Annotated in this window: 15 protein-coding genes; 2 read left to right on the top strand and 13 right to left on the bottom strand. The window is 57.4% G+C overall.

The features are described from left to right. Window positions 1–315 precede the first annotated feature (315 nt). Both GSF27_RS11145 and GSF27_RS11140 read left to right on the top strand, forming a co-directional pair. On the top strand, window positions 316–2,772 hold the full coding sequence (locus GSF27_RS11145) for a TonB-dependent receptor (protein ID WP_160968996.1): 2,457 nt from the start codon (window positions 316–318) through the stop codon (window positions 2,770–2,772). A gap of 403 nt (window positions 2,773–3,175) precedes the next feature. Next, complete coding sequence (locus GSF27_RS11140) at window positions 3,176–5,632, top strand: TonB-dependent siderophore receptor (protein WP_160968994.1); 2,457 nt, start codon at window positions 3,176–3,178, stop codon at window positions 5,630–5,632. A gap of 183 nt (window positions 5,633–5,815) precedes the next feature. Here GSF27_RS11140 and GSF27_RS11135 read toward each other — a convergent pair whose 3' ends face one another. The 13 genes from GSF27_RS11135 to GSF27_RS11075 all read right to left on the bottom strand — a co-directional run bounded on the left by GSF27_RS11135 (window position 5,816) and on the right by GSF27_RS11075 (window position 21,870). Continuing rightward, a complete protein-coding gene (locus tag GSF27_RS11135; RefSeq protein WP_237457517.1) occupies window positions 5,816–6,829 on the bottom strand; it encodes a succinylglutamate desuccinylase/aspartoacylase family protein in 1,014 nt (337 codons plus the stop codon). Then, window positions 6,826–8,310, bottom strand: coding sequence for a glutamate--cysteine ligase (locus GSF27_RS11130; RefSeq protein WP_160968990.1), 1,485 nt, complete (start codon window positions 8,308–8,310; stop codon window positions 6,826–6,828). The genes GSF27_RS11135 and GSF27_RS11130 overlap by 4 nt, the downstream gene beginning before the upstream one ends. A gap of 100 nt (window positions 8,311–8,410) precedes the next feature. Further along, window positions 8,411–8,953: a nuclear transport factor 2 family protein gene (locus GSF27_RS11125; RefSeq protein ID WP_160968988.1), complete on the bottom strand. Its 543-nt coding sequence runs from the start codon at window positions 8,951–8,953 to the stop codon at window positions 8,411–8,413. A 90-nt stretch (window positions 8,954–9,043) separates the two neighbouring features. Next, on the bottom strand, window positions 9,044–9,844 hold the full coding sequence (locus GSF27_RS11120; protein WP_160968986.1) for a class III extradiol ring-cleavage dioxygenase: 801 nt from the start codon (window positions 9,842–9,844) through the stop codon (window positions 9,044–9,046). A 177-nt stretch (window positions 9,845–10,021) separates the two neighbouring features. Continuing rightward, window positions 10,022–10,357: a DUF4286 family protein gene (locus GSF27_RS11115; protein WP_160968984.1), complete on the bottom strand. Its 336-nt coding sequence runs from the start codon at window positions 10,355–10,357 to the stop codon at window positions 10,022–10,024. A gap of 87 nt (window positions 10,358–10,444) precedes the next feature. Further along, window positions 10,445–11,224, bottom strand: coding sequence for an enoyl-CoA hydratase/isomerase family protein (locus GSF27_RS11110; RefSeq protein WP_160968982.1), 780 nt, complete (start codon window positions 11,222–11,224; stop codon window positions 10,445–10,447). Between the two features lie 169 nt (window positions 11,225–11,393). Then, a complete protein-coding gene (locus tag GSF27_RS11105; RefSeq protein WP_160968980.1) occupies window positions 11,394–12,662 on the bottom strand; it encodes a cytochrome P450 in 1,269 nt (422 codons plus the stop codon). Between the two features lie 385 nt (window positions 12,663–13,047). Further along, entirely contained in the window at window positions 13,048–14,757 is a 1,710-nt protein-coding gene (locus tag GSF27_RS11100) for an FAD-dependent oxidoreductase (protein WP_160968978.1), read from the bottom strand. Window positions 14,758–14,855: 98 nt separating this feature from the next. Further along, the gene (locus GSF27_RS11095) at window positions 14,856–17,141 is read right to left on the bottom strand and encodes a TonB-dependent receptor (protein ID WP_160968976.1); all 2,286 of its coding nucleotides are present in this window, start codon (window positions 17,139–17,141) and stop codon (window positions 14,856–14,858) included. A gap of 132 nt (window positions 17,142–17,273) precedes the next feature. Continuing rightward, window positions 17,274–18,119, bottom strand: coding sequence for an SDR family oxidoreductase (locus GSF27_RS11090; RefSeq protein WP_160968974.1), 846 nt, complete (start codon window positions 18,117–18,119; stop codon window positions 17,274–17,276). A 111-nt stretch (window positions 18,120–18,230) separates the two neighbouring features. Beyond that, window positions 18,231–19,259 (bottom strand): AraC family transcriptional regulator, encoded by a 1,029-nt coding sequence (locus GSF27_RS11085; RefSeq protein WP_160968972.1) that lies wholly within the window; start codon window positions 19,257–19,259, stop codon window positions 18,231–18,233. 233 nt (window positions 19,260–19,492) lie between these two features. Beyond that, window positions 19,493–20,692, bottom strand: coding sequence for a CaiB/BaiF CoA-transferase family protein (locus tag GSF27_RS11080; protein WP_160968970.1), 1,200 nt, complete (start codon window positions 20,690–20,692; stop codon window positions 19,493–19,495). Beyond that, complete coding sequence (locus GSF27_RS11075; RefSeq protein WP_160968968.1) at window positions 20,689–21,870, bottom strand: CoA transferase; 1,182 nt, start codon at window positions 21,868–21,870, stop codon at window positions 20,689–20,691. Before GSF27_RS11075 ends, GSF27_RS11080 begins: the two co-directional genes overlap by 4 nt. Window positions 21,871–22,032 lie beyond the last annotated feature (162 nt).

The raw sequence follows: 22,032 nt of genomic DNA, 5'->3' as shown, positions 1-22,032 counted from the left end.
AGATACAGCCGATAATTTTTCGGGTTCACCCGGCTGAAAAAACGAGGAAATTTTTCACTTATAAAAAACTGATATATTTTTCGCTATCCTGATATTTCTGCTGCTTTCATGGGGTAGCCATATTTACTTGCGGGGTTCCCCCGTTAAAGTTAAACGGCAACACCATAACTATAAAAATAATGAACAAGATCAAAGTAACACACCGTCCCGGTGTGACCTTCGGTACATGGTAAGTGTTTTATTGTTGTGCAAGACGCGGGCATCGATTGCTCCTTGCAAATACCTATAAGCATAAGAAACGACAAGGAACCACACATGAAAAGAAACCCTCTGCTGCAGGCCATCGCGCTTGCGTCCCTCTCTTCGGCCTCGATTCTGTCCCCCTATGCCAGTGCACAGGAAGGCAAGTCCATGACCATGGAAGAGATCGTGGTAAACGCCCGGCGTCGGGAGGAGCGGGCGCAGGATGTACCCATCTCCATGACAGTTATCTCCAGCGACATGATCAACAACTCCAACATTACCAATGCCGAGGACGTCGCCACGTACACACCGTCACTGGTGGTGAATAATCGCTTCGGTTCAGACTCTACCAACTTTGCCATTCGCGGCTTCTCGCAGGAGCTGCGTACCACATCATCAGTGGGCGTCTATTTTGCAGAGGTGGTCGCTCCCCGCGGGGCAAACACCACCCAATCAGGAGACGGTGCCGGTCCCGGTGATTTCTTTGATCTGGAGAACGTACAGGTACTGAAAGGCCCGCAGGGCACCCTGTTCGGCCGCAACACCACAGGTGGTGCCGTACTGCTGACCCCGAAAAAACCTACGGACGAATACGAAGGCTACCTCGAGGGCTCCGCCGGCAACTACGACATGAAACGGGTTCAGGGCGTCGCCAACCTGCCGCTGACCGAATCCTTCAAGGTGCGCCTGGGTGTCGACTCCCAGCAACGCGACGGCTACCTGGATAATATTTCCGGCATAGGCCCGGATGAGTTTGCAGACCTGGATTACAGCTCTTTCCGGGTCAGTCTGCTCTGGGACATCACCGAAAACCTGGAAAACTACACCATCATCAAATATTCAGAGTCTGAGAATAACGCCAGCCCCTACCAGATTCTGGACTGCAACACGACGGGGGGCTTTGCTGCTTTCTGTCAGGCTGACCTGGCTGGCCGCGAAGCCGCCGGCAACAACGGTGAGTACGATGTCTACAGCTTTCTTGAGGACTCCAAGAGCGAGATGGAGCAAGCCCAGATCATCAACACCACCACCTGGGAGATCAATGACAACCTGACGGTCAAGAATATTGCCTCCTACGCCGAATTTGAGTCCCGTATGAATGTCGCACTCTACGGCACCAACTGGCGGATACCTACAGGCACAGACCCCGCGGGCCAACTGCTGATGTTCCAGGTGGTGGGATCCAACGACTTCCCCACCACCGACCAGCGCACTTTTGTGGAGGAGTTGCAGTTTCAGGGCACCGCTTTTGATGAGCGGCTGACCTGGCAGGCCGGCGTCTATTACGAGAAGAGCAAACCCATCGGCGACTACGGGGCGCTGAACCCCTCCCAGATCAGCTGTGACATGTCCACCATCGACTCCCCCGACCCCAGCACCTGGCGCTGTAATGACCTGCTGGCCGCGGCTTTTGCGGCCCAGGCGTCCGGCGGATTTGTCACCACCAGCGATCCCAGCGTCTTTTCCCTCGGCAGTGTGGTCAGCTCTCCGGGTGGCGTCACCTACGAAAACCAGGCGATCTATTTCCAGAGCACCTACGAGCTGACAGACCAATGGAGCCTCACCACCGGCCTGCGCTACACGAAAGATAAAACCGCGGGCGAAACGGAAACTACGGTTTACTACTACCAGGGCGACCTCGCTGGCGGCTATTTCCCGGCCTCTTTCTCTGCCACGGAAGTGATGAAGCCTGAAACCACCAGTGAGGAGCCCACCTGGCTGTTGGGTGTGGAGTACAAGCCCACCGACGACCTGATGCTATTCGCCAAATACGCCCGCGGCTATCGTCAGGGCAGCGTTAACCTGGCCAGTATTCCCGAGTGGGCGGTACACGATCCTGAACAGGTAGACACGTACGAGATTGGCGCCAAGTCCAGCTTTGCCGGTCGCTTCCCCGCCACCTTTAACATTGCGGCGTTCTACAACGACTTCCAGGATCAGCAGGTTCAGTTCGGCTATTTCCGGGCTAACGGTGTTGGCACCACCTCTGTCCTCAATGCCGGTGCCTCGACCATCTGGGGTGTGGAAATGGATGGAAGTATTCAGCTGACCGACAGTTTGATGATCAGCGCCAGTTACTCCTACCTGAATACCAACGTGGACGAGATGGAAGTTCCCACTGTTATTCCCCCATCCGTAGCCCGCTTCTCCGGCACCACCACCGCGGAAGGCGAGCCACTGCCCTATACACCGGAACACAGCCTGGTGCTCAATGCCAGCTACTTCCTGCCGGTGGATGAAAGCCTTGGGGATATGATTGCTACCATCACCTACGTCTATAACGACGAACAACAGGCGGTTTCCAAAGCCACTTCCGACTACGCGGTACTGCCGTCTTACGAACTGGTAAACGCCAGCTTCAACTGGAAAGGCATCCTTGGCAGCCCCATGGACTTTTCACTGTTCGGCACCAACCTGCTGGACGAAGAGTACCTGAGCAACGTCACGGGTACCTGGGTGAACGGTCTCGAAGCGGGGCGTCGCGGGGTACCTCGCATGTACGGCGCTCGCCTGCGTTACAACTTCTGATTTATTCGGTGCTCCACTCTTGCCCCCGGTGCTGACGGTTCACCGGGGGCTTTTTTCTTTATACCCCGCCCGAAATGGCTATGCCCGGGTTATCAGGCTGGCTGATGCACAGAGCCGGACCCACGACACCGCGATTGATTGCCGTTCTGGCTCCAGCCATAGGGACAACCCTTTTACTATCCGGGGTTATGATTTGCCCACCCCAAAAAAGTCCACATATATGGACCGTAAAGATTTGATAGAAAGACTTTACCCCCCGCACATCAAAGCATTAGAGTGGTGTTACGCACATCATTCCCCAATGTTGTCAGCGTAAAAATAAAAATAACAAATAGAAATATTCACGCGCACCATACAGATCGTTTCGCTTCTTAAATAAAAAAAATGATGAAGAGGAAGTCTCATGAAGCAGTGGTATTACTCCGTGTCCATGTTGGCAGCGGCGGCCGTCAGCGCCGGATTGGCCAGTCACGCCAACGCCCAGCAGGAAGCCCCCCAACCCAAGTCACAAGCCTCGTCCCGGGTGATGGAAGAGATCATCGTTAACGCCCGCCGGCGCGAGGAAAACCTGCAGGAAGTCCCTGTCTCCATGACAGTGCTGACACAGGAAAGCCTGTCAAACGCCAACATCACGGAAGCCGGTGACCTCGCCACCTATACACCATCCCTGATGACCAACACGCGCTTTGGCTCGGACTCCACCAATTTTGCCATTCGCGGTTTCTCCCAGGAATTGCGGACGACCTCATCGGTTGCAGTCTACTTTGCGGAAGTTGTCGCTCCCCGCGGCGCCAATACCACACAGTCCGGTGACGGTGCCGGCCCGGGTGATTTCTTCGACCTGGAAAACGTACAGGTTCTGAAAGGTCCACAGGGTACGCTCTTTGGCCGTAACACCACAGGCGGTGCCGTGCTGTTAACGCCCAAACGCCCGACTGACGAACTGGAAGGCTACGCCGAGGTATCCGCGGGTAATTACGACCTGAAGAGAGCCCAGGGTGTGGTGAATATTCCGCTGGGTGAAACCTTGCGTGTACGCCTGGGTGTAGACCACCAGCAACGTGACGGTTACCTGAACAATATCTCGGATATCGGACCTGATGATTTTGCCGATCAGGACTACACCGCCGCACGCCTCAGCGTGCTTTGGGATATTACCGACAGTCTGGAAAACTACACCATTGCCAAGTGGGTAGAGTCTTCCAACAATGGCAGCCCTTACTCGCTGCTGGACTGTAACCCGGCAGGCCAGCCCTTTGGCAGCTTTTGTCAGGCCGACCTGGATCGTCGCATCGCCAGTGGCAACAACGGCGAATACGATGTTTACAACTTTGTTCCCGACTCCGAGAGCGAGCTGGAACAGTGGCAGGTTATTAACACTACAACCTGGGAAATCAATGACGACCTGACGCTGAAAAATATTGTCTCCTACGCCGAATTTGAATCTACCCAGGCCTTTGCACTTTATGGCACCGACTGGCGGGACTTCGCCGGGCAACACGTCTCCTTTGCGCAGATAAATGCCCAGGCGACACCCACCACCAGCCAGAAAACATGGGTAGAAGAACTGCAACTGCAGGGTACCGCATTCGATGAATCTCTCACCTGGCAGGCGGGCTTGTACTATGAACGCAGCGAACCTATCGAGCCCTATGGCTCACAGGCACCGTCTTCAATAAGCTGCGACCAGAACTCCGTTCAGTCGTCCGACCCCCTGGACTATCGCTGTAATGATTTCTTCGGAGCACTGTTTAGTGGTGGCTGGACCAACCCCACCGGTCTTCCTCCCTTCTCGTTCGGCAGCGTGCAGAATACGCCTGGCGGGGTTACCTACACCAACAAAGCGGTCTACCTGCAGGGGACCTATCAGTTTAATGACCAGTGGAGTACCACCGCAGGTATTCGTTACACCAATGACGAAACCAGTGGCTGGGTAGATGAAACCATCTACTTCTATCCCGGTACCATTGCCGGCGGTTATTACGCTCCGGCGGCCACCATCAATAACTACCGTACACCAGAAACCAGTAGTGAAGAGCCGACTTGGCTGCTGGGCGTCGAATACAAACCCACTGACGACATGATGGTTTACGCCAAGTACTCACGTGGCTATCGTCAGGGCAGCGTCAACCTGGCCTCTATTGAGGAGTGGGCCATCCACGAGCCGGAGAAAGTGGATACCTACGAACTCGGCCTGAAAACCAGCTTTGAAGGCGCAATCGCCGGTACCTTTAACGTCGCGACCTTCTACAACGACTTTACCAACCAGCAGGTGCAGTTCGGTTACCTCAACAGTGACGGGGTGGGTACCACCTCCATTCTCAACGCCGGTGCATCGACAATCTGGGGTGTGGAAATCGACGGTGCGTTACTGCTGACCGATAACTTCAGCGTTAACTATAGCTACGCGTACCTGAATACCAATGTGGATGAAATCAATATTCCACAGGCGCCTTACCCCGCCGGCGTTGGTATTTTCTCCGGTACGTCGACAGCAGAAGATGAGCCACTTTCCTACGCCCCTGAAAACTCGGTAGTGATCGGGCTTAATTACCGCATTCCGGTAGATGAAGCACTGGGAGAGATAGCCACGTCGCTCACCTATGTCTACACAGACGATATGCAGGCAGTTTCGAAAGATACTTCCCCGTATGCGACCCTGCCTTCCTACGAGCTGGTTAACCTGAACCTCAACTGGCGCAACGTGATGAGCAGCCCGGTGGATGTGAGCATGTTCGTCACCAACCTGTTTGATGAGGAGTATCGCACCAATATTACCGGTAACTGGTCAACCGGCCTTGAAGCGGGTCGCGTTGGTGTTCCCCGTATGTACGGTGCAAGGGTGCGCTACAACTTCTGATTTGTTCGGTGCTCTCGTTGCCCCCACAGTGTGAACTGTTGGGGGCTTTTTTGTGGTTTTTCGTTCAGTAATGTCAAAAGATCGCGCACGGGAGTGCGCTCCTACGGAAATGAGGGCCTTAACGTAGGAGCGCACTCCCGTGCGCGAGCTTTTTCGATATCCCCCGGCTACCAATTCAGTATCTTACAACCGGCAACGCACCGCATAGAGCAGGCAATCACTGCGGGCGATGTCAGGACGTGCGGTGATCATAAACAATTTCAGTGGTCGCACCGGACGCAGTTCGCCACCATCTGTGGAAAACCACTCTGCCAATGGCACATCCGCACCGGCGTTGCGAATTCGTAATTGTGTTGCTGCCTCTTCATCACACCAGCCCAACACTGTGTCCGGGGTCACCACCCCAAAATTGAAGTGCTCAATATCAACCCTGAGGGTCAGTTGATCGCTGCTGCGACGTGCTGCTGAGTAACTGAAGCGCAGATCTTCAGTGAGCTCCAGTCGCACAGGATTGTGCAACACTTCGATGGGCCAGGGCGCCTCACTCAGGTCAAACAGATTCTCCTGAGTAAAAAAGCGTTGCAGGCCATCAAACGCTATCTGGTGGGACTCCTCTTCCTGGGCACCACCACACTCCACCGTCACCGTAGGCACATCCCGTTCACTCATCTCCATCAACGCCCCCAACCGCAGGTCGGTGATGATCAGGCGCTCCGTAAACAACGACACCAATGCGTCGTGGCGGCTGTCCAGATGCACCGCCACACCAAACGCCGGGCCGTTGCCGGAAGTGTTATGCAGATCAATAAGGGCTTCAGGGCGGGTCTCGTGAATCAACGTCATCAATGCGTTGGCCAGCTGACCTTCGGGGTCAGCGTGGGGTGGCCGGAAACAGCGGTTTAGATCGCGCATGCCCGGCAACTGCCGGTACGTAAACAGCGGCTCTGTCAGTGCAGCACGCACATTCATAATCGCCAGATAGAGATCACACACCGGTTGTTGCGGTTGTTGCAGCAGGCGAAAGATGGCCTCACTACCAGAGGGCTCATTGCCGTGCAGCAGTGTCACCACAAAGCGACAGCGGGAGCTGTCACGCCCGGGGAGGTACATACAACAGGGGCCCGGCAGCTGCTGCAGAAACTCCACCACATTGTTGCCCAACGGCTCGGGTGCCGGAATCAATGGGAGCAGGCTCATAAGTCCCTCCATTGCGCCACCGGTGTGCCGGTTTGCTGGTTGTGCAGATACCCCAACAACATGGTGCGTGCCGCCTCACGGGAAAATGGCGAGCCCGGGTCCAGTTTCTTTAATTGACGTAACTGCCAGACAGCTCCGGTTTGTGCCGACTGTATGCGCTCTTCAATAACCGTTAGCAGGCGGTCGATTTCCGCTTCAGCAAGGCCGATGCTCTGCAAGCCTTCCCGGGCCAACGGGATCAGCAGCTGAGCCAGTTTCAACAACGGTTGCTCCTCCAGGCAATGACGGGCACGGTTGGGCCACACCAGACGCGCTCCGGTGCCAAACTGGGCCGCACGATAGAAGTTGTATTTGGCGTAATTGAACGGCAGGGCCGGTAACAGGCGCTCGGCGCGGTCGGCAAACGCCTCCGCCAGCCCGATATAGAAAGCCGCACTGGCCAACATATCAATTACTGTGGGACCCGCCGGTAACACCCGCAGCTCGATGCGCAGGTGACCACCATCGGCACTGTCATAGACCGGGCGCAGCCAGGACCAGACGCTGTTCTGGTGCATGCGCAACTCATCAAGGCCCGGCGCCACACCGGCGCGCCATAGACTGAGGTGATCCTCACTGCCACACACCGGCAATACCGGCGGGTGCGTGGAAACCGACTCGGCAAACAGTTCATAGGCAGATCGACGTAGGAAACCCTGGCCCAGGCTCACCCGTGCCGGGTGGCGCCAGTGACCGGCAGCCGGTCGGCTATCGACGCTGTGCTTGAAAAGCGGAATACGGGTCTCATGCCACAGACGATGGCCAAACAGGGTGGGAGAGTTGGCAGCCAACCCCAACGCAAAGGGCGTTGCCAGCAGCAACCCATTGTAGAGATCGGCAAAGCGCGAGGGCTTGACCCGGTAATGCAACTGGAAAGAGGTATTGGCCCCCTCATAGGTAACATCGTCAGCGCGGAATTTCAGTGGTGGTTCGCCGTTGATATGAATGCAGAAATCACCGGAACCGATACGCTGCAAACCGGCCGCCAGGGCACGGTAGCGGGGCTGGTCGGTCATGTGTGCCGCGCCGAAATTCTCCCGCTGCAACGTGGGCAGAATACCAACGGCCAGTGGCAGGGCACCAAAGTTTTGGGTCAGGGTACGCAACTGCGCCAGCGCAACGTCAAAATCCTGCTGCAGTACAGAGAAGGGTGTGGAGGAGCCGATGACTGGATCTGAATTGTATTCCAGGTTGAAACGGTTGAGCTCCGGAGTGAAGTGCGGGTCCGCGGCCAGCGCCAGCACCTCTTCGTTACAATCCACCACAGCCCCGTGGGGATCGACAAGGTAGAGCTCCAGCTCGGCGCCGAAGGAACAGACATCGCCACCAAACTGTGGATCCCGCAGCATCTCCTCCAGTGTGGAGAGGCACTCCCCCAGGCGGGCGGAAAAGCGGGTGTAGTCCTGCGCGGTGAACTGCTCACTGGCAATGGCAAGGCCCATGTCACGCTCCCTCGTTACTACGCTACTTTCAGCTTAGGAAGTCGGGGCCGTAATGACAATGCGCCAGCGCAAATAGAATCCGATGTGATGCCTGCCGCTGTCAGAGATCCAGACGGCGCAAGCGTTGGTAGCTGTCATCTGCCGGCGCCAGGTCTCCGCGAGTGACCTTGTCCCCCATGCCAAAGGGCCCGGCCTCCCAGTCACCGCTGTCGTTACATTCGCGGAACCAGTCCACCATGACAAAGCGCTTCAGGATACGCCACTCGTCTTCCCGTTTCTCGAACAGGTCCAGGTAGCGCCCGGCAGCGAAGACATCGCGACGGTTACCTTCCGCATCCGGTACAGAGTGATAGCCCTGGTAATAGGACTCCACCTCTGCCTGCTCCCCGTGCAGGGAAATGAGGACGTTACCCAGTGTGTGCATGTTATAGCGCATGGCCTGCAGATTGGGGCTGGCGTAGGCAATAAACTCGTCGCGACTGCCGGAAAACTCCAGGTGATCGTCGTGGGCATCCGGCCAGTAGGTACTGCGGATCAGCTCCTCGTCGCAGCGATCGGTACCGCGACAGTAACGCATCAGGGTATCGCGGATGGCTTCACGGTCTGCCAGCTCCCCGGCAATATCGGCGACTTTTCTGGCCATGTTCACCAGCTCCTTTTGTTTTATGGTTATTGTTATTGGTCCCCGGCCGGTGGGGCGCATGGAGCCCCAACACGGCCAGGTGAAAACCCGTCAACTGCGCCAGAGATACATACTGGACTGGCGATTGAGAATGGTCAGGCGGTAACTGCTGTCAGCCGCTCGCGCCGCCAGACCATAGCAGATATGCAGTGGCAGCAGGTGCTCCTCCCGGGGGTGGCAGAAACGGGCTTGCGGTGCGTCCTCCCAGTCGTGCAGCCGCTGACGGCGCTCGCCTTCATCCAGCGTCGTATCGGTACAGGTGCTGTGCAACCAATCCTCAAACGCCTGGTTGCGGGCAACCACATCGGGATCATTACCGGCAAAAAACGCTTTCATGTTGTGGAAGGAGAAGCCCGAACCGATCACCAGCACATTCTCCTGCGCCAGGGTTTGCAGCGCCTCTCCGATCCCTAGATGCAACTCCGGGTCCAGGGAGTTCGACAGGGACAACTGCACGCAGGGAATATTCGCTTGCGGGTACATGATCTTGAGAGGCACGAACAGGCCGTGGTCAAAGCCGCGCCGGGCGTCGGCATCACAGGGAATACCCTGCTCCGTCAGCGCCTGCTGCACCGCCGTCGCCAGTGCCGGCTCGCCGGGGCAGGGGTACTGGATGCTGTAGGACTCTTCCGGGAAGTTGTAGTAGTCGTAGATCAGCTCCGGCGTGGCCCCACTGGTGACGCACGGTGCCCGGGTCTCCCAGTGAGCACTGATCACCACAATGGCAGACGGCTTCGGGATATCCGCAGCAATGGCCTGCAGGCAGGTCACCATTTCGGCATGGGAAGGGTCACCCAGCAGCGGCATGGGACCGCCACCATGGGAGAGAAACAATATCGTGGGACTGCTCATTCTCGCTCCTGAACTCCTGAGGGTATGAATAATGACCCCGCTACAGGGTGCGAACCCCGTGGATCATCACACTGGCCCCACCGTAGATAGCCGGAAGGATCGAGTCAATTCGCCTTTCGGCGAAAGGCCCGGGCCGGTGAGCCATGGCCATCTCCCGCACCGGGTCTCCAGTCCGTACTAGACCGCGCTGATCAACGCCCCGCTGGCTGCGTAGATAACCGCGTAGGAGCCCTCGGTATCCAGTGCATCGGACACTTCCAGATCACCGGTCTCGGCCGCCGTCACCAGCCCGCCCAGGGTGGCAATCAGGTCGTCGGTTTCGATGTCATACACCGCCATAAATCGATAGGGGGCGGCCTCCTGGATAGGATGGGCCAAATGAAATCGCTGGGCAGCGATAAAGCCCGGCAGCTGCACCACATCCTGCAGGTGCTTGTGGCGGTACCAGTCGTCGCACTCCTGCTCGCGGCCGGGGTGGGGATTACTGAGCACAACCATCTTGTATTGCTTCATGGCGCTTCCCGTTGTTATGTTTTTGCGCAAACCATGAGAGGGGTCGCCAGCCCTTGTGCAAGACCGGCGACCGCAAAGGGAGGAGCCTTACTTGGCCTTCTCCAGCATGGCCTGAACCGCCTTGCGGTGATCTTCCTGACGCATGCTAACGGCCTCGTAAGCCAGACCGGTATCCAGCAGGCTGTGGGTCACACGCTTCAGCTCCTGGTTGAGCAGCACCTTGGTCCAGCGCACGGCGTTGCGGGAGTTGCCCAGCAACTTGTCGCAGTAGGCCTTAACGGCGCCATCCAGCTCGTCCGGAGCAACACAGTGGTTGATCAAACCGATGTCGGCGGCCTGTTGCGCGGTGAGCAGGTCACCACCCAGCAGGAACTCCTTGGTACGGTTCAGGCCCACCAGCTGTGGCCAGATAATGGCACCGCCATCACCGGCCACCAGACCCACGGCCACGTGGGGGTCGCCAATGCGGGCTTTCTCGGAGGCAAACACCACGTCACAGAAGAGTGCGATAGTAGCCCCCAAGCCGACGGCGTGGCCGTTCATACGGCAGATCAACGGCTTGTCCAGGTCCAGCATGGAGAAGACGATGCGCTTGGCCAGACGCACTTCCTCGTCGAACAGGTCAGGGTTGTTGGCATTGGAGAGGATATGGTCCAGGTCACCTCCGGCGGAGAAGGCACGGCCGGCACCGGTGAGTACCACCACATCAGACTCGTCATCCTTAGCTGCCGCGATAAACACCTCAGCCAGCTCTTCGTGCAGCTTCAGGTTCACCGCATTGAGCTGGTCCGGGCGATTCATGGTGATGGTCAAAACACGACCATCGCGGGTCAATTGCAGGGTCTCGTAGATGGGCAGGCTGGACATAGATAACTCTCTCGCATAACAAAATCGGCCCTAAGGCCGATTTTTTCAGGTTGGTACTCAGCTCCGGCTGAGTCAGGCAGTCAATTCAAGGCTGCCTAGTTTACCAGCCCATGCCGTGATGTCATTAGCGCCAGCCCGCTGGAGCCGGTGCCACACCCGCCGTACAGCCCTAGCCGGCTTTCGCCTTCAGACGCACCGGCAAGCTGTTGACCCCACGCAGGATCACCAGGCTGTCGCTGTAATCCAGGTCTTCCGGACTAACCGCCAGTTCGAATGACTCTACGGAGTTGATGAATTGTTTCAGAGCCGCCTTGACCTCGTTGCGCGCCAGCATGGCACCCAGACAGACGTGCACACCGGTACCAAACGACAGGTGCTGGCTGGAGGCTTTGCGATCGATGCTGAACTCATCCGGATTCTCGAAACGCTCGGGGTCGCGGTTACCGGACGCCCAGCACAGGAACACCAGCGCATCCTTGGGAATCTTCTTGCCACCCAGCTCGGTATCCTCGGTCACAACCCGTGGCAGTGCCGGTACCGGAGCATAGAAGCGCAAGGTCTCCTCACAGAACGCCGACAGCAGCTTATCCTGATCATCGGACTCCTGCAGGCGCTTCAGCAGGTCCGGCCGGGTCGCCAGGGTGTAGAGGGCATAGGCAATGGTGTTGCGGGTGGTGTCCACACCACCGGCGATGGACACTGAAACAATGGAGATCAGTTCCTGCTCGGTCAACTGGTCGTCTTCCGGATTGTCTGCACCCGAATTCACCAGCTGGGAGATCAGGTCACTGGTGGGCGCCTCGCGGCGCTGGTTGATGGCATCCCGCGCAAACTGTTGCAGCTGCATGACGTTATCGGCGTGCTGGAAAGCCTCTTCGCGGCTGGCACCCTTACCGGCGCGGGCTACAAGTGAGTCAGCGGCGCGTCTGACATCTTCAATTCTGTCGAGGGGCAAGCCCAGGGCATCGCAGATGACTTTAATCGGTACCGGAACCGCATATTCCTTGAACAGGTCCACTTCGCTCTTGCCCTTGAAGGTCTCGAACTGATCCTTACAAAGCTCGGCTACACGGTCGGCCATGGCGGCAACCGCGTGCGCGGTAAACGCATGGGAAACCAGTTTGCGACGGCGGGCGTGCAGTTCACCATCCACTTTGAAGCTATCGGACGGATCCAGCAGGTAGAAGCCCTTTTCCTTAATGTATTCGTTGGCTTCATCCTGGTAGGGAGAGCGAACGGATTCGGCGACCCGCATCTCATCGGAAAAAACCGTGGTGTTGCGTGCCGCTTCAATGATGTCTTTATGGCGGGTAACCAGCCATGCGCCCAACTTCTCATCAAAGTGGACCGGGTCTTCGTTACGCAGACGCTCGTAGAACTCATAGGGATTCCGGGTAATCCCGGGATCAGTTATTGTCATTTCGGCTAAAGACTTCATATCCAGTTATCCTGCTGTAAATCTCTGTAGAAAATTTCCCGTCAGTGCCGGCATCGGCACACAATACGGTTATCTATCCTGTGATGAAGCGGTCCTTTGCCATGAGCACATATCCCGCTCGTAAAGCACCCAGCATCACAAGCACTTTTGTTAAAAACACACTCACCTTAACCGTCCAAAGTCCGGATAAATTTGAGCAGAATCAAACATGCTTCCAGTTTAGTTTTGAACGGAAACCAACCCCGCATGCGACGCAGTTAATTCATATCATTTGTCTGAAAATCACCACGGGGCGTCACCTCTCTCATTGCGCCCCGCGCGGAGTTACCAAACCAAACAAATCCCGGGCACTCGCAAGCGCGATGATTGCCTCTGTAAGGTCAAATCAGGACGCGCCCAACTTACCGGCGCGCTCTGCAATATCATTCGCTGCCAGGTAACCAAACACCATCGCCGGGCCAATAGTCGCGCCCGCGCCGGGATAGAGATTACCAAAGGGACTGCCGCTGTTATTTCCGGCTGCATAGAGTCCCTCAATGGGTTGACCGGAAGCATCCAGCACACGACCTTTGGCATCAGCCTTAAGACCACCCTTGGTGCCCAGGTCACCGAGGTTGATGGGTACCGCGTAGTAAGGCGCTTTGTTAATCGGACCCAGACAGGGGTTCGGTGTGCAGTCCGGATGACCAAACATCTGGTCGTAGGAGTTGCTGCCGCGACCGAATTCCGGATCCTCACCCTTGAGGGCGTACTGGTTCATGTTACCCACCACCTGTTTCAACTTATCAGCCGGCACGTGAATTTTTCCGGCCAGGGCTTCGATGCTGTCAGCCTTGAAAATATAGTGGTCCCAGAAATCTTTTGGCATACGCCAGTCAGGCGTGATGAGGTTTGGCATCACACCGCCCGCGGTAAACTTGTCACGGAACTGGGCGTCGAACACCAGCCAGCAAGGGGCGTTGGCGCCGGTGGCCAGGTGATCATTGGCCATGGCTTCGCCGAACTCATCGTAACTGCAGGCTTCATCCACAAAGCGGTCGCCATTGCGGTTAACACACACACTGTGGGGACGACCCACATCGAACGCGGCCTGATGAATCTCTTCAAAGTTGGAAGCTTTTGGCATTGGCAGGTGCATGGTAGGAATCCACCAGCAGGAGCCGGTGTGCTCAATATCGGCACCGGCATTGATCCCCGCCAGCAGCGCCTCGCCGCGATTGGCATCTTCCGGTGAACTGCTCCAGCGGATAGAGCCGGGCACCTTCAGGTAACGGTCGCGCAGCTCCTGGTTCCACTCGAAACCACCGGCACCCAGCACCACGCCATGTTTCGCTTCAATGGTGTAACGGCGACCGTAGTTGCTGACCGTAATACCGGTCACCTTGTCGTCGGTGATAATCAGGTCTTCCAGTTTGGTGGCGAGACGTACTTCCACACCACGGGCAAAAACCTGTTTGAAAACGTGCCCCATGAGTGCACCGCCCTGGGTGAAACGGCGATCGCGCTTGCCCAGCATGCGGGTGCTGACATCGGACCAGTAGCGCCAGAACATTTTCAGGAACGTTTTGATCCAGCCGGGCGTACGCATGGAGAGCGCAAAGAACTCCATCACATCCATGGCGTAGCGGTTGAATACTTTAAAGCGGGAGTACTGCTCACGCATAAACAGGAAGTGATCACCCAGCTCACGGCCATCAAAGGTATCGCAGATCACAGAGCGATCGGCGCGGGAGCCCGGGCTGCCGGCAAAATAGTCAGGCCAGGCCGCCTGCATCAACGGAATGCCGGTGGACTTCAGGTAACCCGCCAACTCCGGCGCGGCGTCAAGAAATGCTTCCAGGCGTTCAGGCTGAATGTCACTGCGAATCAAACCGTTGAGGTATTCCATCACCTCTTCACGGCTGTCGTCGTTTTGCTCCAGTCCGTGACAGGGCAGCCACATCACACCACCGGAGGTGGCGGAGGTACCACCATATTTGTGCGCTTTCTCTACCATCAACACAGACAGGCCGAGGTCGGCCGCCCGCAGTGCAGCGGAGGCGGCGGCAGAACCGGAGCCCACCACCACGACATCGTAGGATTCTGTTTCACTCATGCATTATCTCCGGAAGTTCATGACCCGCATGCGACAGCTGAACTTCTTTACTACAGAAAAACAAAGGAGCCCCGCGGGGCTCCACCAGATTGGATTAATTAAAAGTCGTAGGAGACTTCAACACCGTAAGTGCGCGGTTCGCCGACTGCGGCGGCGTTATGGCCCAACGAAGCCCCCAGCGCCATACCGCCCACAAAGTACTCTTCATCGGTCAGATTCTTGCCGAACAGCGCACCGGAGAAGTCTGTACCCATAATGCCGGTCCAGCTCAAGCGTGCATTAACCAGCTCGTAGGAAGGCAGCTTGGTATCCGGCGCAATAGAGTCAGCGGTATTGGAGAAGTACATCTCGTCCTGACCATACACTTCGGCATACACGCTCATCTCACCCAGGGAGGCGTCTACAGGGATGTCCAGCTTGGTCCATACCGACCAGGTGTTCTCTGGTGTATTGGCAACCGGGCTGTAGCTGTAGTCAACACCGAACAGGGTGGTCTCACCATCGGTAAACTCGGCATCGGTGTAGGCGTACATAAAGCCCAGTTCCACAAAGTCGGTCACCATCATGGAGCCTTCCAGCTCGATACCCTTAACTTCCATCTCCGGGATGTTAGCCGTCACGGCGATGGACGCCAGGTCCAGACCGTTGGGGTAAGGATCCGGATCCGGGAATTCGATACGCTGTACGTCTTCAACCCACTGCTGATAGACCGCCAGGTTCATACGCGCCGGACGATTCAGCACCATGCCCTGGAATTTCATACCCAGTTCGATGTCTTCCACCGTCTCCTTGTCGAACTTGTTACCACCACCGGTAGCGTTGGCATCAAACGGAGGCGCAGAGCCATTAAAGCCACCGCTGCGGAAACTGGAGCGGGCTTTGGCGTAGGCAAACAACTCGTCGCTTACGTCGTATTCCATGCCCAACTCCCAGGAGGTACCGGTAAAGGTCTCGTCCTGTTTGTTGGAGAAGCCGGGGGCGTTATAGAAATCCGCACCGGGCAGCTGCTCGATACTGACATCTTCCTCGGTATAACGCAGACCGGCGGTAATACGCAGCGCGTCGGTGAGGCTGTAAGTACCCTGGGAATAGATGGCCGCGGTATCGGTTTCTATACCGAAGTGGCTGGTGGCGTTAACGGCACCGCCAAAATAGGTTTGCGGCCACAGGGTTTCGGTTTGGCTCTGCTGGAAATAGAGACCAGCCAACCAGGTCAGTGCACCTTCGAAAGATTCGCCGGACAGCTGGATCTCGTCGGAGAAAGATTCAATTTCAAACTCGTTGCCCACCTTGCCGGTTGCCAGGTTGCGGGTGGCGAAGGTAGCGAACGGTGCACCCAGGGCCGGTTGCTCGGAGTCGGTGTCACCGGCGGTATAGCCAAAGATATTTTTCAGCCGCAGGCTATCGCTGAAATCAAATGTGGTGGTGTTGGTAAATACTTCGTCCTCACCCACATGATCAGCGCCATAGGGGTGCTGGGTCTTATAAGGACCGAGATCTTTCTGAACCTGCTCGTAGCCATCCAGAAACGAGGAGGCGGTATTCAGTGCATAACCGTTATGGGTTTCGCCTGCGCCATAAATACTCCAGGCGTAGGTGGCGCCGGTGTTGGTTCCCTCGATACGCGAGTAGGCGTACATGGAGGTATTTTCCAGCCGATCACTTGGACGCAGGGTAAGCGATACACGGCCACTGTCGCGATGAATTTCACCATGCTCAATGCCATTAAAGACATTGTCGATGTAACCGTCTTTATCGAGTGTGTTAAAGGCCACCCGGAACAGCACTGTGTCGGTCAGCGGGGCGTTGAACATACCTTCGGCTTCGCGCAGGCCCAGATTACCGCCACGCAGCGTCAGTTTACCTTCTGTCTCTTCCGTTGGTTTGGCCGCCGTATAGAGCACAGCACCACCGGTGGTGTTACGGCCAAACAGGGTACCCTGTGGACCTTTCAGCACCTGGACCGATTCCAGATCATAGAAGGTAGACGCGCCACTGATGGTCAGCGGCACTTCGTTGATATAAGCCACTACCGCAGACGGCGAACCACTAAAGGTATCCGCCGACTGGCCGCGAATGGAGTAGGTCAGGGAGTTGTTACCCTGCGTCTGGCGAATGGTAAGACCCGGAACCGCAAACTGCAGGTCGGAATCCGTCTGCACCTGACGCTCGCTGAGCCCTTCGGCACCGATAGCCGATACGGCGATAGGTACGCGCGCCAGACTTTCATCGCGGCGACGGGCCGTGACCGTGACTTCTTCGATAGCCGCCGCAGGGGCGTCGGATTGCGCCAGCGCCAGGCCCGGCGTCCAGGCAGTCATTACCGCCAGCGCCAAACCAGACAACTTAAGCGTTGCAGGTGTGCGTAGTACTTGCTCTGTCATTGTTACTCTCCCTTATAAACTGCAGCGGCGAAGCGCTGCAGATCTGTTGTTATTCTTTGTTTGTTATTCTGTTTTTTATTGCCTGTTCTTCATTAACAGGCTGGTCGCAGCTCACGGCTGCGACCCCGCACATCAGCTGAACTCTGCCAGTGCGGCCGCACGGGCATCCCAGATCTCACGCAGGTGGTTCACCGGATCGCCGGCGGTAATACCACCGTCAATGGGCATGGTAATACCGGTAATCTGTGAGGCACGATCACTGCACAGGAACAGGGCCGCCTGCGCCACATCCGGTGGGGTACCGTGACGCTTCAATGGCTGGTTGGAATCCCACACCGGCGCCAGCGCGTTGCGAACCTGCTGGCTCTGCTCTTCGGTCATACCTGGTTCGGTGTAGGCGTTCAGTGGTGTGCGGATATGGCCGGGCACCAGGCAGTTAACGCGAATGCCATACTCTGCCAGGTCAATAGCCATGGATTTGCTGGCCATGATGACGGCCGCCTTGGTGGAGCGGTAGGTCATCAGCGCGTGGCCCGGCAACACACCGGCAATGGAGGCGTTGTTGAGGATCACACCGCCACCGTTTTTGGCCATGTGACGACCGGCGCACTGGGCACCCTTGATGACGCCCAACCAGTTAACACCCACCACCTTGTCAAAATCATCAAACGGATCATCGAGGAAACGGTCGTACTGGGCACCGGAAATACCGGCGTTGTTAAACATGATGTGCAAACCACCAAAGCTGTTAATGGCAGTATCCACCAATGCCTGAACTTCCTCGGGATTGGAGACATCGGTGCGTTTGAAGATGGCATTTTCACCCAGTTCATCCGCCAGCTTCTGGCCAACCTCTTCGTTCACATCGGCGAAGACGACTTTTGCGCCCTCTTCGACAAACAACTCTACCGTTGCACGGCCAATACCACTGGCACCACCAGTAATAACAGCAACCTTACCTTGCAGTTCGTTCGGCACTTCTTCCTCCGGGATATATCACTCTGAATACAGCAAAGCGGAAGCCCATGATCACCGAACTTCCGCTGATTGATTTCCCGCGTTGGCGGGATGTTATTGTTTCTGCCCTGCCTACTGCAGGGTCTCGTTTACGCCCACAAAGGAATCCTGCTGCTGGCTATTGTTATGCCTGCTGGATGCCAGCTGTTCGGAACGAAATTCCCGCGGGCCTTTCTGGTAAACACGTTTGAACATACGACTGAAGTGAGCAGGACTTTTGAAGCCCACTTTAAAAGCCACTTCTGCAATGGAGATCTCTCCGGGCCGGGTGGAGGCGAGCCAACGACCGGCGATTTTCAGGCGCTCACTCCAGATATGTTCCGAGAAGGAAACACCTCGTTGTTTCAGCAACAGCGACAGGTAACGGGGCGAAATACCACAGGCCTCGGCCACCATGGTGGTGCTGAGCTTTGGGTCGGTCAGGTGGATGTCGATGTAGCGCATGACCTCCTGCAGCCGCTGATCGGTAATGGCCTGCCGCTCCGGTGCCAGCTTGTCGCAATCCTTGATGGTATCGGTGAGCGCCATCAGTGCGCTTTCGGCGAGGGTTTGCGCAATGCTTTCACTCAACTCACCGTCGTCTTCCAGCAGGTTGGTAAAGATGTGCTCCGCCACGGCAAAGGCACGCCCGCCGGCGGCGATGGAAAATCCGGTACTGACTTCGTGGGGGATAAAGCGGCGCAACAGGTGGGCCGGTACCAGCACGTGCAGCGCCTCATGCAGCGACTCTTCGTCGGTGCGGCACTCAATGCTGAACGGGGTCATGGATTTGGTGAGGGCGAAATCGCCGGCACGGGCGACGCTGCTGCCACCGGAGTGGTTGATGTGCAGGCTGCCACGCTTTACAAACCAGAGTACCACCACGTCGGTGGCGTCTTTGCGAATGTGGTACCAGGAGCGCTTGAAGGTCTGACGGGTTCGCGCCTTGAGGCGGATGATGGAACAGGAGCCCACCGCCTTCTTGTCGGCACGCACGTCAATTACCGAACCGGAATCGATGGCGTAATCACCCAGGTAGTACTCCTGGTTTTTGTCGCCACGATAACCGGTCTGGCAGTCCTGATAGTTATTCTTATCGAATGCAAAAAGTGTTTCCGCCACCTTCACGTCTCCGTCATTGAGTTGCGAGTCACGTCCTTCTCACACCAGGGGCTTCCTTCGCGCACAACCAGAATAGGTCAGCTTTTATTCAACAGTATTGTAGTACCCGCCGGCTGGCAGTATCCACGCATTGTGCCGGCTATTTTTGCCATTCCCTGTACAGGACCTAATCACTGCCGAAGCCCCGGGCGCTCGTCCCCGGCGCCCGAACACACCCTTGGTGTAACTACTCACTAACGGCATACACCTTTGTTTACAAGCTCATCCTGTTCGTCCTGGCTGAGACCGAGGATCTCCCCATAGACGTAGGCGTTATGCTCACCCAGAGCTGGTGCACCATCGGTGATTTCTGCCATGCGGGTCATTTTCCACGACGGCCCCACGGTCATGCGGCTGCCGGCCTGGGCGTCTGTGACGTTAGGGTAAAACTCCCGCGCCCACAGGTTGCCATCCGCAATCAGGTCCAGGCTGTTCTCGCTCTTGGCCGCTGCCACGCCGGCGGCCTGCAGCTGCTCCACCAGTCCGGTCACCTCCTGACTGCAGCTCCATTCACCCAGCAACTTATCCAGCTCGGCTTCGTTGGCCTTGCGGTCAGCCAGGGTGGCGAAACGGCCATCCCCTGCCAGCCCCAGCAATCCCGCCAGGGCCTGCCAGGCCGGTTCACTGTGGGCGGCGATGGCAACCCAGTCACCACCGGCACAGGGGTAGACGCCATGAGGGGCCATCTCGGCGCGGCGGTTGCCGTTGCACTGCTCCACCACCCCATTGAGGGAGTAGTTGATCAGCGCATCGCCGATCATGCTGCTCATGGTCTCCACGGCGGAGACATCAATAAACTGGCCCACACCTGTGCGACCGCGGTGGAAGAGGGCTACCACGGCGGCGTAGGCAGCAGCAGTCCCGAAAGTGGAATCGGCATAGCGCACATTCATGCCCGTGGGCGCCTCGCCCTCGTAACCCACCAGGGCACTCAGGCCACCCAGTGCGGCAAAGCAGGGAGCGTAACCGGTCTGGTAGGCCAGCGGGCCCTCAGCACCATACATACCCATGGAGACGTAAATAATGTCCGGCTTGGCCGCCTTCACCGCCTCATAACCCAGGCCCAGACGCTCCATGGCACCCGGGCGCAGGTTTTCCACCAGTACATCGGCGGTGGCCAGCAGATCCTTGAGGCGGCTGAGCCCCTCTTCGGACTTCATGTTGATCTGCACGCTCAGCTTCTGCGGGTTCACCGCCTTCCAGCCGGGTGCGTTATTGATGTCTTCCACGCCATAGGTACGGGTGACGTCCATGGAGCCCAGACTCTCCACCCGGATCACTTCGGCACCCAGGTAGGAGAGTAGCTTGCCGGTGTAGGGACCGGCCCATACCTTGGTCAGCTCCACTACGCGCACGCCTTCCAGCGGGCCACCACGTTTCTTGATAGCGCTCATTGCTCCCCTCCTGCCAGTGCCGCCAGCGTTGTCGCGGTATGCTGACCCAGCAACGGCGCCGGGCTGTGAATGGACGCCGGTGTCTCGCTCATGCGGTAGGGCACGGTGGGGTGCACCAGCTTGCCCAGCCGCGGGTGCTCCACTTCGGCAAAGTACTGGCGGTAGATAAACTGCTCACAGGCCTGCAGGTCACCGGCGTTATTGACCGGCACCATAATCAACCCCAACTTCTGCGCCGCGGCGGAAATCGCCGCTTTCTCCTCTCCCGCCAGCCAGGTGGCCAGGTGACCGCGCACCACTTCCACGCGCTCCGGGGTACAGCCCTTTTCCAGCCAGTCGCCGGGGAAGTCATTCATCCACTCAGGATTGCCCAACAGGGTGCCCAGCGCCTGCCAGTGGGCCGGCGCCGACATCCAGATGTAGACGAAGCCGTCGGCGGTGGCGTAAATAGCCGCCGGTCCCGCCAGATCAAACGCGGTGCGCTCGTCACTCACCGGCATATCACCGGCTACCATCTGCCCCATGACATAGTCGGTGCGGGTCACCAGCACCGCCTGCATGGAGATATCAATCAGCTGCCCCTGTTGTGAGGTCTGGCGTTCGCACAGCGCTGCCACCACGCAGAGGGCGGCATCCAGCGCCGCTTCGTAGCTGGCCATAAAGCGACCGGCACCCTTCAGGGGCGGGCGGCTCAGATCCGGCGCACTGGGAGTATGGAAGCCCCAACCGCTGCTGTGGAAGACGGTCAGGTCGGTTGCCGCCAGCTCAGCGGGCGTCTCCTGTAACCCGAAGGGGGTAATGCAGCACAGCACCAGCGCTGGCCAACGGGCTGCCACGGCTTCCGGCTCCAGGCCTGCCGCCTGCAACCAGTCGAGGCGCTGGTCGGCCACCACCACATCCACTTTATCCAGCAGCTTGTGCAGGGTCTGCACCCCATCGGCACTGGTCAGGTCCAGTGTTACCGAGTGCTTGTTGGTGTTCAGATAGGCAAACAGACCACTGCGCTCGGCATCATCGCCAGCCTCAGCGACGGGGCCCAGATAGCGGGTCGGGCTGCCGCCATCCGGACGCTCAATCTTGATGATTTCGGCACCGAAATCCGACAGCAGCTTGCCGCAGTATTCACCGCTGACCTGCTCCGCCAGTTCCAGTACCCGGATACCCTGTAGTGCGGACACTAATACGTCTCCCGTGCTTAAATTCGTTTGATTCAGACGTGTGAAAAGCGTTATTGAGGAAGGGCAGCGCGAGGCAAAAATCGGCGAAATGAAGGGGTTTACAGCCAGTAAATGACCGAATTGAGCCGATTTTTACCAAAAGCAGGCGCCTTAAGCGACGCC

Origin of the sequence: Pseudomaricurvus sp. HS19, assembly GCF_009857815.1 — a bacterium.
In the GTDB taxonomy this organism is placed as follows: Bacteria; Pseudomonadota; Gammaproteobacteria; order Pseudomonadales; family Cellvibrionaceae; genus Pseudomaricurvus.
The sequence above is the reverse complement of the archived record's forward strand: the minus strand, read 5'-3'. Positions and strand labels throughout refer to the sequence as shown.